The organism is Pontibacter sp. HSC-14F20 (genome assembly GCF_019599265.1).
Lineage (GTDB): Bacteria > Bacteroidota > Bacteroidia > Cytophagales > Hymenobacteraceae > Pontibacter.
In genome coordinates this window covers 210,284-224,858 of the sequence record NZ_JAHZTC010000003.1, presented here as the reverse complement: position 1 = coordinate 224,858, position 14,575 = coordinate 210,284, and the positions used below count along the sequence as shown (strand labels likewise).

11 protein-coding genes and 1 tRNA gene are annotated in these 14,575 nt (G+C 50.8%); 6 read left to right on the top strand and 6 right to left on the bottom strand.

What is annotated here, in order from left to right:
• From K3G39_RS04875 to pgk, 4 genes are all read right to left on the bottom strand, one after another.
• Complete coding sequence (locus tag K3G39_RS04875; protein ID WP_220625048.1) at positions 1–387, bottom strand: SRPBCC domain-containing protein; 387 nt, start codon at positions 385–387, stop codon at positions 1–3.
• A gap of 23 nt (positions 388–410) precedes the next feature.
• Entirely contained in the window at positions 411–626 is a 216-nt protein-coding gene (locus K3G39_RS04870; RefSeq protein WP_220625047.1) for a VF530 family DNA-binding protein, read from the bottom strand.
• 85 nt (positions 627–711) lie between these two features.
• Positions 712–1,920 carry a porin gene (locus tag K3G39_RS04865; RefSeq protein ID WP_220625046.1) on the bottom strand — a complete coding sequence of 403 codons (1,209 nt, stop codon included), beginning with the start codon at positions 1,918–1,920 and terminating at the stop codon, positions 712–714.
• A 412-nt stretch (positions 1,921–2,332) separates the two neighbouring features.
• Positions 2,333–3,532: a phosphoglycerate kinase gene (pgk, locus tag K3G39_RS04860; RefSeq protein WP_220625045.1), complete on the bottom strand. Its 1,200-nt coding sequence runs from the start codon at positions 3,530–3,532 to the stop codon at positions 2,333–2,335.
• Positions 3,533–4,099: 567 nt separating this feature from the next.
• Here pgk and K3G39_RS04855 point away from each other — a divergent pair.
• From K3G39_RS04855 to K3G39_RS04835, 5 genes are all read left to right on the top strand, one after another.
• Complete coding sequence (locus tag K3G39_RS04855) at positions 4,100–4,744, top strand: transposase (RefSeq protein ID WP_220625044.1); 645 nt, start codon at positions 4,100–4,102, stop codon at positions 4,742–4,744.
• A gap of 381 nt (positions 4,745–5,125) precedes the next feature.
• The gene (locus tag K3G39_RS04850) at positions 5,126–7,852 is read left to right on the top strand and encodes a D-alanine--D-alanine ligase (protein WP_220625043.1); all 2,727 of its coding nucleotides are present in this window, start codon (positions 5,126–5,128) and stop codon (positions 7,850–7,852) included.
• Between the two features lie 195 nt (positions 7,853–8,047).
• Positions 8,048–8,824: a PASTA domain-containing protein gene (locus K3G39_RS04845; RefSeq protein ID WP_220625042.1), complete on the top strand. Its 777-nt coding sequence runs from the start codon at positions 8,048–8,050 to the stop codon at positions 8,822–8,824.
• Between the two features lie 51 nt (positions 8,825–8,875).
• The gene (locus tag K3G39_RS04840) at positions 8,876–10,687 is read left to right on the top strand and encodes a T9SS type A sorting domain-containing protein (protein WP_220625041.1); all 1,812 of its coding nucleotides are present in this window, start codon (positions 8,876–8,878) and stop codon (positions 10,685–10,687) included.
• Complete coding sequence (locus tag K3G39_RS04835) at positions 10,684–10,986, top strand: rhodanese-like domain-containing protein (RefSeq protein ID WP_220625040.1); 303 nt, start codon at positions 10,684–10,686, stop codon at positions 10,984–10,986. Before K3G39_RS04840 ends, K3G39_RS04835 begins: the two co-directional genes overlap by 4 nt.
• 516 nt (positions 10,987–11,502) lie before the next feature.
• On the opposite strand, the gene K3G39_RS04830 is transcribed toward K3G39_RS04835, so the two are convergent.
• Together K3G39_RS04830 and K3G39_RS04825 are read right to left on the bottom strand one after the other, a co-directional pair.
• Positions 11,503–12,789, bottom strand: coding sequence for a site-2 protease family protein (locus tag K3G39_RS04830; protein ID WP_255593983.1), 1,287 nt, complete (start codon positions 12,787–12,789; stop codon positions 11,503–11,505).
• On the bottom strand, positions 12,776–13,408 hold the full coding sequence (locus tag K3G39_RS04825; RefSeq protein WP_220625039.1) for an HAD family phosphatase: 633 nt from the start codon (positions 13,406–13,408) through the stop codon (positions 12,776–12,778). The genes K3G39_RS04830 and K3G39_RS04825 overlap by 14 nt, the downstream gene beginning before the upstream one ends.
• A gap of 91 nt (positions 13,409–13,499) precedes the next feature.
• On the opposite strand from K3G39_RS04825, the gene K3G39_RS04820 reads away from it, so the two are divergent.
• Positions 13,500–13,573: transfer RNA gene (locus tag K3G39_RS04820), tRNA-Ile, on the top strand.
• The last annotated feature ends 1,002 nt before the right edge of the window (positions 13,574–14,575 follow it).

The window sequence follows — 14,575 nt, the reverse complement described above, 5'->3', positions numbered from 1 at the left end:
CTAGAACTCGTCCTCGTAAAACTCGATCAGGGCGCCGAAGTAGGCCTCATTCCAGCCTTCCACGATGTCGTCATAATCCTCGTCAGGTATGTTGATGTGTCGCAGTTCGGCGGAAGTGCCATGCTTGTGGGGGTGCAACTTAATGGTCACAATAGATTTATCTGCTTGCTCGCCGAAATACCACTCCTGCACCAGCATCTTTCCTTCCTCAAACTCCATATTTTTGCCCACGATGTTGCCTTCAAAAAGCGAGAACTCCGAGCCCGGTTCCGTCGACATTTCAGCCGGGTCGCCAGACCACAACTGGATCGTGTTGGGATTGGTCAGGGCTGCGTATACCTCTTCAGGATCAGCCGGAATGATATAATATTTCTTGTAGTCTTTCATGTTGATCACTTTCGAAATTGTCCCTAGCTGAAGGTTCTGATGTAGAGTTCTTCTACTTTCTGTCTCGCCCAGGGTGTTTTGCGCAAAAATTTCAGGCTGGAGTTGATGTTTGGGTTGCTGTTGAAACTGTTGATGTTGATCTTATACCCTAGCTCTTCCCAGCCATAATAGTCTACAAGTTGCACCAGTATGCGCTCAAGCGTTTTGCCGTGCAGGGGGTTATTTTTCTGTTCTTCCATACGGAGGTGTTTGGGCTTGCAAGTTCCACACATTATCGGGAATACGCAATTAAATTAGCAAAGGCCCGCTATACCTGCAAAAGGCTTATATGCCAAGCTCAATCTGTACACCGGCTGTCCAGTGGTAGTCGTTGTTGACAGACAAATAAGCATTTTGTGAATGATAGGCCACATTGCCCTGTACTTTCAAACGATGTGCGCGCAGGTACTTGGTCACGCCTGCCACATAAGCCTCCTCGGTGTTTTCAAAGGCGCTCACTTCTCTGTTTGGCGTGATGCGCGAGTAGCGGCCAGCCAGTTCCACATTATTTCGGAAGATGTAGCTCAGTTGGTAATTCTGCCCATATCCGGTCAGGATGTGGCGTTGCTCACCTGCAGCATTGAAAGTCAGCGGATTGTCTGCCTCCCGGGCCATAAACTCAGCATACAAGGCCATACCTCTGTACTTGAGCAAGCCATCGAAAATATAGGTCTGTATATCGGTTTGCTCGTACAGGTCGCGACCTGTTTGCGCGCCGGTGCGGCGGGCATCTTCGTTATGGCTCATACCTCCGGCCAGCGACAACTTGGGGCTCGGTTCGCGTTCCAGATCGCCTTCAAAGTAATCTCCTCCGTTGGTAAATTTACCCAGTGGCAGAATCTCCACACGTCCGGTATAGGCGAGCCCTTTGTCTGTTGAGAACACATTGCGACCCTCGCCAGAGGTAAGTGCGCCCTTGATCAGGTAATGAAAAGTGCCGAAACTATTGTTGTACACCGCCTGAAAACCAAAGTCGCGGTCAACGTTAAAGCCAACGTTCACAAGGGAGCGGTCAATAAACTGTTGTTCGCCTGAAGACACTACACGTTGCCGGTTGCCGGGTAGTTTGGTCTGCCCGAAGGCGAACTGCCACTTGTCGTTAGGCTTGTAGTACACCACAGCATCGCGCAGCAAGTTGGGACTGTTGTTGATGTTGGATTGATCGCGCATGTTCCAGTCCATGTCGCCGCGCGAAAAGGAAAGCTGAATGTTGTAGGTCAGCTTGGGCGAGTACATAAAACCCTCGAAACGCAGGCGCAGGCGGCGCACCCGCATTTCATATTGCGACACGCCAAGATCGTCGCTGGAGATTGAATTATACTTAGCCCGGCTCTGCATACGGAAGCGCATGTTAACCGAGAAGGAGCTATCGGGAGTCACGATACCTACACCGCGTTTAAAATTGAAAAGTGGAGGAGTGCCATCCGGCGACTGTGCCACAGCAACTGCAGGGCATGCCAGCACTAGCGCCAGCAACAGGGTATAAATTCTCATGTTAAGTTTTTTGCTCTTGTGAAATTCATCCGGGCTTCAGAGCTAAACAGGACCGGTGTAAAAAGGTATAGGTTTTAGTAATCAGTGAAATCCCCCGCTACTGAAGAGCAGCGGGGGATTTAAATTTTAATATTTATAGAAAGTACACGATTGTCATTCCCTTTATTCTAAATTTTCTGCTAAATCATGGCAATAAAGTTGAAAACTAAATTCCCCCATGAGGACAAGTGTGCACACGCGAGTCGAAACTTGCTTACGAAGTTCTTGTAGGGGTGTTGGAGCCTGTGTAAGCTCTTCACATCCAATTTTACACTCCCATAATCCCTTCAAAAAGTTAGTTTTTGTGACAACGTATCAGCTCTGTCAACTAAAGGGGCAAAAGGATACGGCACTAAAGCATTGGTTTCGACTATTAATAATCATCCCGTTCGATGGCAGCCACACCTGGCAAGGTCTTACCCTCCATGTACTCCAGCAGCGCACCACCACCAGTCGACACGTAAGACACGCGATCAGCGTAGCCTAGCTGGTTCACGGCGGCAGCAGAGTCACCACCACCAATCAGCGAGTAAGCACCGCGGCGGGTTGCGTCTACCACGGCTTCGGCCACAGCTTCTGTACCAACTGAGAAGTTCGACATTTCGAACACACCCATCGGACCGTTCCACAGGATGGTCTTAGAGTTGCGGATCACGTCGGCATACATTTCGCGGGCATTAGGTCCGATGTCAAGTCCCATCCAAAGTGGCTTGATGTGGTGACTGAGGGATGTGTCTACGTTGGCATCGTTGCTGAACTCGTCGGCGATGATGGAGTCAACCGGGATCATCAGATTCACGCCTTTTTCTCTTGCCATCGCGATGAGGCGGCCGGCCAACTCAACTTTATCTTCTTCCACCAGCGAAGAACCAATCTGGCCACCGTCTGCCTTCACGAAGGTATAGCTCATGCCACCACCAATCAGTAGGTTGTCTACGCGGTCCATCAGTTTCTCTATTATCAGGATCTTATCGGAGATTTTAGCTCCTCCCATAATGGCGGTGTAAGGGCGCTCGGCATTGTCCATTACGCGGCGGGCATTGTCGAGTTCAGCGTGCATCACATAACCCATCACTTTATCGTTCGGGAAATAGCGGGCGATCACAGCCGTAGACGCGTGCTCGCGGTGAGCAGTTCCGAAGGCGTCGTTCACATACACATCGCCTAGTGTAGAGAGTTCTCTTGCAAATTCCGAGTCGCCTTTCTCTTCGGCTTTGTGGAAGCGCAGGTTTTCGAGCAGCAGGATTTCGCCAGGCTGGAGATCTTTCGCCAATTGTGCCGCTTCAGGGCCTATGCAGTCAGTTGCAAACTTAACAGTGGCATTGAATTCTTTTGAAAGACGATCCACGAGGTGACGCAGCGAGTATTTTTCTTCCGGCCCGGTTTTCGGACGGCCCAGGTGCGACATCAGGATGACTGCGCCGCCATCGTCTAATATTTTCTGGATAGTTGGCACGGCCGCACGGATACGGGTGTCGTCGGTGATGCGGTAGTCAGCATCCAGCGGAACATTAAAGTCCACCCGGACGAGCGCCTTCTTGCCGGCAAAGTTATACGTGTCTACAGTTCTCATGATTTGTCTTTTTCGTTAGTCTTACTCGTTTTTCGTTTTTACGGAGTTTTTGTTTCCGGTAAGCGTAAATGGGTGTACAAATATAGCGAAAAGGGTATTCGTCTGAATCAGGATTTTAGGATTTGCAGGATTTTTACAGCCATAGGGTTCAACCGCCCGGTATTTTGTTATCCCACCCGCCGTTCCCCTACAAACAGGGGTGGGAGCGTGCACGATTAACATCCCCTGCCCCCTTCAAAGGAGGAATCTCTGTAACTGCCAGTTGTTAGGTATAGCTTTATAGCAAATTGCTCTGGCAGGTAAGCAAGACTAACTTTTACACTTACTATGAAGCAGATCGCTTAGCCAAGTGCACTTTACGACACTCCACTGTTGGGGGTGAAGGGGTCCCCCTGTCAAGAGCGGTCAGCGAGTGGGGTAGGGGCCCTCGATTTGGAGGGTCTTGTTTTTTTGCTTACTGGGGGTAGGGGCTCTCTATTTTTTCATTATCGAGGGCCCCTAGCCACTACTGTTCGAAACCTTGTCAAGTTCGTATTATGTAACGGGCATACATGAAAGGAGGCTGATATGAAGGCGAAGGATTTACTGGCATTTATCCCTGACCAGGACCTTGCTCAGCTGGCGGCCCGGACGCGGGTGGACCACCAGGTCAAGAAGCTCAGCGGGCGGGTGATGTTTCAACTGCTGCTGCTCTCGCTGTTGGAGGGGGGCAAAGCAAGCCTTCGGGTGATGGAGGAGCTGCTGGCCGTGGGGCAGCAGCCCGAGGGGATGACCCTCACCGTGCTGAGCGATGCCTGGGTGAGCTTCCGGGAAAAGCCCGGAAGCTACCTCGAAAAGCCCCTGCGCCTGGTCAAGGCCACCCTGGAATCGGGGGAGCAGATCTGCTTTGTCACCAACATCGCCTGGCTGGATGCCTACCAGGTGGCTGCCCTCTACAAGGAGCGCTGGCAGATCGAGGTGCTCATCAAGTTCTTAAAACAGCACCTGCAGCTCGAGCACCTGCTCACCCGGGATGTGAACGGCATCCAGGTCATGCGCTACATGACCCTGATCGTGGCCCTGCTGCTCATCGTCTACCGCAAGCTCAACAAGCTCGACAGCGACCGCCGCGCCAGGCTGCGCTTTGCCCAGGAATTGGACGTGGAAATAGTCAGACAGATCGTGCTGCTCTGCGGAGGGGACCCTGCCAAAATGGAAAAATTCGTCACTTGACAAGGTTTCGAACAGTAGTGCCCCCTACCCCCATCAAGGAAAAAAGTGAGTGCCCACCGCACAGGCGAAGCTATAAAACAAGTCGGTTTGATATACCTATAATTGCAGTTGCTAGAAAGCAAAGTAAGCTATACCTATACCTGGGCCAGAGACCCCACAATACCAGACACGAGGATAGACGCTCGCGGCAAGAGGTATAATACTCCCAACTGCCCGCCTGGCAAACCACCTTCCTCTTGGTTAAACATCGAATTTCTACACCACCTCCACCGTTATAGGTATAGCAAGCATCATAAATCCCGATTTTACTATGTAAATCCAAAAGCATCCTGTATCTTTTGCCCCTTAAAATACTGAGTGTATTTGTTACCTTTGCATACCATGAAAGTAGGAATAATATTTGGCGGACCATCCCGTGAGCGGGAGATTTCATTTGCAGGTGGCCGCACCGTGTACGATAACCTCGATAAAGCCCTTTTTGAAGCCGTTCCGGTGTTTGCCGACAGCCTTGGCAACTTCATTTTGCTGGACTGGCAGTACATTTATAAAGGCACTATCCGCGACTTTTATCCGCCAGTGGAGGCCCTGCCGGAGAGCGAGCACGGACTCCAGATTTACCTGGAGTCGCTGGGTGAGCTAAGTGTGGAGGAGCAGGACCGCATTATTGCGAGAGCCGGTAAGCGCCTGTTGCCACACGAATTCAAAAATCATTTCGACTTTGCTTTCCTGGCCCTGCACGGACCGTACGGCGAGGACGGCAGCATTCAGGGTTTGCTTGAATGGTACCATATTCCGTATTCTGGCTCAGGTATACTTCCCTCAGCGATAGGTATAGACAAAGCCGCGCAAAAGGAGATGCTCAAACAGCATGGCTTCCCGACGCCGGATTACCGCAAAGTGCAGTACGCTGAGTGGAAAGACGTAAACGACCGCCAACAGCTATTCGAGTCGCTGGTAGCGGATCTGGGTCTGCCGCTAGTACTCAAGGCACCGCATCAAGGTTCTTCGATTGGCGTTTCCATTGTGAAGGAGCACAACTATGACCTGTTCGAGCAGGGCATGGACCGTAGTTTCTTTACCAAGAATATTTACAAGGCGCAATGGCAGGCGCTGGGCGAGGAGAAGCAGGTGGCCAGCATGAAACAACTTGTGGATATCCGCGAGGGTATCGGCATGCCGGTGGTGCTGGAAAACGGCACAATCCTTTATCACCCGGAAGAGTTGCTGAACCACATCAACCATACCTTCGCCACAACCGATACCGAAACCATCGTGCTGACCAGCGTAGAGCATGAGCAGCAGGTGCTGGTAGAGGCTTTTATCAACGGACGTGAGTTCTCTTGCATCGTGGTGCAGGACGAAGCCAGTCAGCCGATTGCTTTGCCACCGACTGAGATCGTGAAGGGCAATGAAGTGTTTGACTACCGCTCGAAATACCTGCCGGGTCTGGCACGCAAGATCACACCGATCAATTTACCAAGCGATCAGATCCAGGAGATACGCAAAGCCTGTAGCAAACTGTTCGTCGACTTGGGCTTTAACGTGTACGCCCGTCTTGACGGTTTCATCACCGAGGAAGGCAATATTTTCCTGAATGATCCGAACACGACATCGGGTATGCTGCCATCGTCGTTCTTCTTCCACCAGGCAGCGGAAATCGGCTTGAACCCATCGCAGTTCCTGACTTACATCATCCGTACCTCCGTGGCCGAGCGCCTCAAGTCCGGTAAAGACACTGTGACGCTGACCAAACTGCTGAGCAAACTCGACAATGCCATCCGCGAGGAAAACGCCCATCGCCACGACAAGATCCGGGTGGGGGTGATCATGGGTGGTTATTCATCCGAAAGACATATTTCGGTGGAGAGCGGTCGTAACATCTACGAAAAGCTTTCTTCCTCTACTAAATACGAGCCACTACCGATCTTTTTGACGGGCAGCAACGAGGCGCACCGTCTGTACAGCATTCCGATCAACATCATGTTGAAAGACAATGCTGACGACATCAAGGAGAAAATCCATCACTTTGAGGAGGGCGGTAAGCCGCATCCTGTGCTGCAGGAGATCATTAGCGAAGCCGAAAGCATTACCCGCAAGTATACGGGCAAGAGCCTTGATGAACCGAGCCGTCTGACCTATAGCCAACTGCAGAACATGGTCGATGCCGTGTTCATTGCCCTGCATGGTCGTCCGGGTGAGGATGGTGCTTTGCAGCAGGAGCTCGAGAAGCTGTCTATACCTTACAACGGTTCCGGCATCAGCTCTTCGCAGATCACGATCAACAAGTACGAAACGAACGAGATCCTTGCCAAACATGGCGTGCCGGTAGCGCATCACCGCATGGCTTGGAAAGAGGACTGGCTGAAAGACAAAGAAGCTTTTTACCAGAGTCTTGAAACCGAGTTCCGATATCCGTTTATTGCTAAGCCGGCCGACGATGGTTGTAGCTCTGCCGTGAAAAAGATCAAAAACCGCGCGGAACTGGACGCTTTCACGACTCTGATCTTCCGTGAAATGGAGGAGCTGGACACGGAATGCGCCAGAACACTGTCGCTGGGCTTCAAAGAAGAATTTCCAAACAAGCAGGGCTATCTGGTGGAAACGCTCATCAGCAAAAATGGCGCAAAGCACTTCCTGGAAATTACCGGTGGCTTACTGACTACCTATGCACCGGATGGCACTGTGGCTTACGAAGTGTTTGAGGCATCCGAGGCACTGGCTGAAGGCGAAGTATTGTCGCTGGAAGAGAAGTTTCTGGCAGGAGAGGGGCAGAACATTACCCCGGCCCGTTATGCTGCTGATCCGGAGCGGCGTCAGAAAATTTCTGACCAGGTAAAAGAAGACCTGAAGTCAGTGGCCCAAATTCTGAACATTGAAGGCTATGCCCGCATCGACGCCTTTGTGCGCGTACTGGATAACGACGAGGTGGAGACGATCATCATCGAGGTAAACTCCCTGCCAGGTATGACGCCGGCAACCTGCATCTTCCACCAGACCGCCATTAACGGCTACAAGCCTTACGAGTTCATCGACCGCATCCTGACATTCGGTGTGGAGCGAAACGAGCGAACCAAGGAATTGGAAGGGTATAAATCGAGGAACGTGTAAGTTTAGAAATTAGTGATTGAGTGAATTAGTGATTCAAGGTTTAACTGAGTTTTTGGAAAAACGAATCTTTGTTCGACTAACTGTCTGAGTTAATTTATTATTTTCGGATATCTAAATTCACTAATCGCTCAGCCACTAAATCACTAAAACAAAATAAAAAAGTCCCGCAGGGGCAGACAATCAATAATAAATTAAATGTTAAAGACGAATTCATTTGTGGGGGTGCTGGTACATCTGGCTTTGATGGGGGTGATCGTGGCCGGGTTGATTTTCGGATTCTTCTACCTATACCTGCCGTCGGCCACCAACCACGGCGAGACTATTTCAGTACCGAAAATTACGGGCATGCAGCTGCCAGATGCGGAGCCATTTCTGGAAGAACAGAACCTGCGCTACTTCGTAAACGACTCCAGCTATCATCCGGAGTACAAGCCTTTTGAGATTATGACGCAAGATCCTTCACCGGGCTCCAAAGTGAAGGAGAACCGCAAGATCTACATCAGCATTAACATGAAAAACCCGCCGATGATCAAGATGCCAAAGCTGATTGACGGGTCCGTGAAAAATGCAGAGCTGATCCTCAAAAGTTATAACCTACGTCGCGGGAAAATAACCAATGTGCCTGATCTGCAGCATGGCGCCGTGCTGAAGCAGTTTGTGAACGGCAAGGAGATACAGCCGGGCGATCAGGTTCCGAAAGGCGCTGTAGTAGATCTGCATGTGGGCGATGGTTTGGGTAACACCGAGTTTGAAGTGCCAGATGTGGTAGGTATGCCACTCGACGAGGCTTCGGTACTACTGGTTGGCCAGAAACTACAACTCGGCAATATCATTTATGTGGCAGGCAGCGGTAAGCCGGACGGTACGATTGTACGTCAGCGCCCGATTGCTGATGTGAAAGCCAAGATACGAACAGGTGAGTTGGTGGACCTTTGGGTGGCCGGCGAAGAGCCTGTGCAAGGTATAGACTAACAGATGCGCCCGCTGCTCACCGTGGCGGGCGCATTTTATATAAGTTAAGGTATGGGTGTAAGACGGTTTCTGTTGACGATGGTACTGTTCTGCTGTGGCTCTTTTGCTTCGGCTCAGGGCGTACTGATGCCTTTACAACAGGACCCGCAGCGTATACCTGCCAGCAGTCCTTATCAACTCCGCACTGAGAACAACCCACTTTCGCTACCGTTTTTTGATGATTTCTCCGGAGTTATGATCACCCCTGATCCGGCTTACTGGATCAACGGCGGCACTTACGTAAACAATCGCTTCGCCCTTCGGCCGGTGACACGCAACGTAGCCACATTTGACGGACTCGATGCCCAGGGCAACCCTTATGGCAGTAACATCGCTGGTCCAACCGACACACTTACTTCACAGCCTATCCGGTTAGGAGGACTCACGCCAGCAGATTCTGTATACCTGAGTTTTTACTGGCAGTCTGGTGGACAGGGCAGTGCGCCGGAACGAAACAATAACAACCCTCGCTTTTTGCGCCTGGAGTTCAGAGATGCCGACAGCAACTGGGTACAGGTATGGCAGCAGACCGCGCCGGGGCTGGTGACGGAGTTTGCACAGGCTTGGGTAGCAGTTCGGGAGCAACGCTTTCTGCACGACGAGTTTCAGTTTCGTTTCCGAAGCGAAGGAATCCGCAACGCCCTGCGCGACGTCTGGAACCTGGACTACGTGGAGCTGGACCGCAACCGCCGCCAAGGCCAAAACGCGACCCGCGACGTCGGCATCAGCGAAAGCGTATCGGCGTTAATGGACTACAACGCAGTGCCCGCCCGTCAGTTTCTGGCTAAACCCGAGCTATACCTGCGCGACGAGATATCCGCCAGTCTGAATAACCTTGGCGACCTGCCAGGAGCCATTGCCTGGCGTGCATTTATACAGCAGGTTGGCGCTTCTCCGGTTGATACTTTTCTGCGTGAAGAAGGACTCATACCTGGCCAAGCACGCCAACACACCATAACCGCAACACCACGCATCAGCAATCTCAACCTCAATCCGGAGAGCTTTGTGCTGGAGCACGGTTTCTGGCTCGATACAAAAGAACAGAACGCCCGGCAGCTCGCCAACGACAGCACTCTGCAACGCACCACCTTCAGCGATTACTTTGCCCTGGACGATGGCACAGCTGAGGCCGGTTATAGTAGTCTCTATACCTATGGCAACACCCAGGTGGCGCAGCGCTTCGAAGTAGCTGCTCTGGATCAGGTACATGCATTCCGGGTGCATTTCCCGCAGGTGGGTGTGCAACATAACAACATCTCCATCGTCTTCCGCATTTGGGCTGATGACAACGGACGTCCCGGTCGCACCTTGCATGAGCAATCTTTTCAGGTGCAGCAGAATGAGGGACTCAATACTTTTTATGAAGTGGAGCTGAACCAGCCGGTTCCGGTTGAGGGTACTTTTTATGTTGGCTTTAGTCAACCCGCCACATTATTCCTCAATATTGGCTTTGACCGCAATGCCGGAACCACCGGACGCCTGTTTTACAACACAGTAGTGGGAGGCTGGCAGCAGGATTCTGTCAACGCAGGTGCTGTTATGTTGCGCCCTGTGATGGCCGGGCAGGCACTAGGTCTGGAAGAAGAGGCGCTTGAAGCAAGCTTTAAGGTGTACCCGAATCCCAATACTGGTATTTTACATTTCTCAGATTCCTACCGCTCTTTTTCGCTCTACGATGTAACAGGGCGAGAGATTCTGCGTCATACAGCAACAACATGGCAGGAACCGGTTCGCCTCCCAAGGCTTTCGCCGGGCTTATACACTATCCGCATAGAAACCGACCATCATACATTTATCACCAAACGCATCCTACTAAAATTATGATTACAACAGACATCACGGCCGAAGAACTCAAGGAGCGATTGGCCAATGGCGAAATGCCCGTTATCATCGACGTTCGCGAAGACTGGGAGCATCAGGAAAGCAGAATTGAAGGCGCACAAAACATCCCGCTGGGAGCACTGCCGCAACGCCTCGACGACCTAGAAGACTATAAAGACATGGAACTGATCGTGCATTGCAAGTCCGGCATGCGTTCGGCTTCTGCCAAGGCTTTTCTGCAGCAGCAGGGGTTCAAGCAGGTTCGTAACCTGGTTGGGGGAATTACTGGCTACCAGGGGTAAGAATGAGTATGGCGTGAGCGTTCTCGCTCTTGTCTGCTATGGAAGGGGCTTTTGGCCCCTTTTTCTTTTAGGTATTACTTGCTCTCGTTAATGTGGATTAGGCTGTTGCAGGTATAGCAACCCGTGTTGCTTTGTAGCAACAGCTTTATCTTTAGCAACCTGACTTGTTTTATAGCTTCGCCTGTGCGGCGGGCACTTACTTTTTGTCTTGACACAAAAATCGAGGGCCCCTACCCCCACTCGCTGAACGCTCTTGACAAGGGACCCCTTCACCCCCAACAGTGGAGTGTCGTTTGGTGCACCTGGTACAGGTGATCTATTTCATAGTCTAAGGGGCAAGTTAGTCTTGCTATACCTGACAGTGGTAATTTGCGATAGCACTTATACCTATAAAGAAGTGGTAGTGGCTGAGACTCCACCTCCGAAGGGCAGGGGTGGGTATAATTGAGCACGAGAATCCTATCAATCCGTGGGGTAGGGGCTCTCTTTAATCCTGTAAATCCTGATTCAGACAAGTTACTCAATAACAAAAGGCGTTGGACTAAAGCAAAGCAGGAAAATCACGAAAGCCAGTATTCCTAAGACCTTACGGCCTGGCGTAAGTGGTGCTTCATTCGGGCAGGAAGGGTGGAAGATGCCCATGAGGCGAGAGAGCAGCAGACCAAAAACCAGCCAGCCGCTATATCCGTCCGCCATTGGGTATAGCCAGGCAATCGCGACTTGCGCTGTCACGACAATCAGCACCAAGTATACAGTAAAGCGCAGTTTCGGGGTGGCGGGCTCCAGCACAAAGAACAGGTAGAGCACATACAGCGGCCATACCCAGATGTAACCTGCCATCTCTGGAAAGGTCTCAGCCAGACTGTACTGCGCCAGCAACATCCCCAGCGCTGCCATAAGACCTTGGGGGTTGTCGTGCAGGATACCCCGAAAGGCAAAAAACACGAAAGGAGCCAGTACTACCAAAAGGCTGTCATCCCAGAGCGGTTCGCGGTGCGGCGAGATCATCCCCATACCGGCATACAGGATAAACAAAGCAAAGAAAATCGGCGAAAGCTGGTTGAAGCGTTTATACCCAATCAGGCCATAGAGCACGTGCCCGCCATCCAGCTGACCGATAGGCAGGAGGTTGAGCGCTGTGAAGAACAAAGCCAGGTAGCCCGCAAAGAGTAGCGGGTAATGGATCACCTCATAGGCATTGGGAACCAGCGCCGGGTCTGCCACATAGCGTTCAAAGAATAGAAAAAGCAGGTTCTTGCCGAGCGAGAAATTACCTTCACCCTGGTATATATACTGGGCATAGTCGAGTCCGAATTGTTGGTACTCCGGATGGATCGTGAAAATATAATTCGGGTCGGGCAGGTGCGTGAAGCTATACCATAGCAGCGGGATCGCCACCATAAAGCCGGCCAACGGACCAGCAATGCCTATGTCGAAGAACTGCTGCCGGGAGAAAATGCGGCTCCTGATCCGGATGAAAGCCCCCATGGTGCCGATGGAAGACGTGATGCCGAACCACAGCGGGATATAATAAGGCAATGATACGTCGGCCCGGTATCGCTTCGCGGTGAAATAATGCCCGAACTCGTGTACCGTGAGCACGCCCAGGAAAGGTATAGAGAAGTACAGCCCGGCTGCCAGTTCGGCCAAGGTAAAAGAACCCATCCATGAAAAGCCCTCCGGCCCCCAGAAGAACAACTTGCCAAAGCGCCACTCGGCCCCGGCAATAGTCGTCGTGACCAAAGTGAGCACAAAGAGCAGCAAGTGCAGGCTATACCTGTTTTGCTGTTTAGGAAACTGCATCCTTAAACACCTGGTTGATGGTGAGCAGCGGCTCCAGGAAGAGCGTCTGCAGACCCACCTTTCGGGCACTCTCGATGTGCTGAATGCTGTCGTCTATAAATAGCGTTTCTTCGCGCTTCAGGTCGTTCTGCTCCAGTATCTGCTCAAACACAATGGCGTCGGGCTTGCGCTGCCCGATCAGGTGCGAGTAGTAGGCCTGCTCAAACAGCGCGTCAAGGCTCGGCATGGTAAAGCTGTGGGCTACCATCTCGTTGAAACGCTTCAGATGGATGGCGTTGGTATTGCTAAGCAGGAAGATGCGGTATTTTTTGCCTAACTCACGGAGCAGCTCAATTCTTTCTGCCGGAATATCAAGCAGCATGGCGTTCCAAGCATCGTCGATCTGCTCGTCGGTGGCGTCGAGGTGGTAGGCTTCGCGCAAATGATGGCGAAACTCCTCGGGGCTGCTGTTGCCAGTTTCGAAGAGGTCAAACAGGTGAGACTGTGCGCGTTGGCTGTACTCGATGGTATGGCCTTCGGTGCAGTACTGCTCCAGTTCGCGTATACTTTTATGGTAATCTATGTTGATGATGACCCCGCCAAGGTCGAAAATGATGTTTTTAACAGTTGTCAGGTCCACGAAATTTTTTTGTCTGGTATTTGAAATTGTCAGCACAAATATGTAGAATTGCACTCCCAAATCAAAGGAAGCACCTTTTTTTAAGGGGAACGGGCCTATAGCTCATTCGGTTAGAGCAACTGACTCATAATCAGTAGGTGGCTGGTTCGATTCCAGCTGGGCCCACACTGATAATCAAACACTTATCTCGTTTATTCGGGTTAAGTGTTTTTTTATGTACACACAATTTGCACACAGACAGTCTGTATATTTTGTAATAAACACAAAAAAGCCGCCCGAGGTGAGCGGCTTGTTAGACAATAAGAGTTATACAGTCGTGCTTTACAATAAGAGCTTTACAATGCCGTGTCTGATAATGTGCCTGGGTAACACATTTAGGTAAAGGTAGGGGGTATCAAGCCATCTATCAACGTGCTACGGTTATACCGCTGGACCGTGAATTTATCTCACTGCCAATATTAAAGGAAAGGGGGTAAAGGCAGGGGGTATCTGATCATCTATTAACTTACTGATCCTATACCGCTGGGTAAGCTTATACGTGTACGTGCAACTGAGAAGCTTTTTTTGGGCTTATCTCCTTTTGTGCTTTTTGGGTGCTGTCCGGTTCCAGCCATGTAAATTTCTGCCTACATACTTTCTTTGCTTGTCGTGCAGCCAACCGCCTATAATTACAGCGGGAATCATTATAAGCCATTCATACCATTCCATAGGGGCACGACAAAAGGAGTGGTTTAGAAGTTCAAAAAGGCAGGGGGAATTTTGTTGATTTTGTGGCCTGTTTTCCCCTTAAAAAGGTGCGTTCTGTGTTGTCAGAACTTGTCGGTATTGGCAGTTTTATAAGACCGTAGGAAGATTTTTTCACGGTCATTACGCGGGTGTGTGCAAGGCAGGTATAAAGTAATTGAGTATTGCCTTTTAGGTGCTGAGTTTTCGTGCATATAAAAAAGGGGTATACTGAGTTTTCCGGTGTCACTATACGCGCGGGTATGCTAAGTTTTGCTAAGTTTTATTGAGTTTTCGGAAACCATAAAAAGGAGTAAAACCTGACAAAACTTAACGATTTGAACACTATAAAAAAGGAGCCGGTCAGTAAGGTTTTAACACGGTCATTACGCGCGCGCTTTCCAGGAACTGAACAAACCGAACACTATAAAAAGGAATGCAGGT

What these genes read in the sequence shown, in the direction of transcription:
- K3G39_RS04875 (WP_220625048.1), bottom strand. Translation starts at nt 387, where the DNA reads ATGAAAGACTACAAGAAATATTATATCATTCCGGCTGATCCTGAAGAG.
- K3G39_RS04870 (WP_220625047.1), bottom strand. Translation starts at nt 626, where the DNA reads ATGGAAGAACAGAAAAATAACCCCCTGCACGGCAAAACGCTTGAGCGC.
- K3G39_RS04865 (WP_220625046.1), bottom strand. Translation starts at nt 1,920, where the DNA reads ATGAGAATTTATACCCTGTTGCTGGCGCTAGTGCTGGCATGCCCTGCA.
- pgk (WP_220625045.1), bottom strand. Translation starts at nt 3,532, where the DNA reads ATGAGAACTGTAGACACGTATAACTTTGCCGGCAAGAAGGCGCTCGTC.
- K3G39_RS04855 (WP_220625044.1), top strand. Translation starts at nt 4,100, where the DNA reads ATGAAGGCGAAGGATTTACTGGCATTTATCCCTGACCAGGACCTTGCT.
- K3G39_RS04850 (WP_220625043.1), top strand. Translation starts at nt 5,126, where the DNA reads ATGAAAGTAGGAATAATATTTGGCGGACCATCCCGTGAGCGGGAGATT.
- K3G39_RS04845 (WP_220625042.1), top strand. Translation starts at nt 8,048, where the DNA reads ATGTTAAAGACGAATTCATTTGTGGGGGTGCTGGTACATCTGGCTTTG.
- K3G39_RS04840 (WP_220625041.1), top strand. Translation starts at nt 8,876, where the DNA reads ATGGGTGTAAGACGGTTTCTGTTGACGATGGTACTGTTCTGCTGTGGC.
- K3G39_RS04835 (WP_220625040.1), top strand. Translation starts at nt 10,684, where the DNA reads ATGATTACAACAGACATCACGGCCGAAGAACTCAAGGAGCGATTGGCC.
- K3G39_RS04830 (WP_255593983.1), bottom strand. Translation starts at nt 12,789, where the DNA reads ATGCAGTTTCCTAAACAGCAAAACAGGTATAGCCTGCACTTGCTGCTC.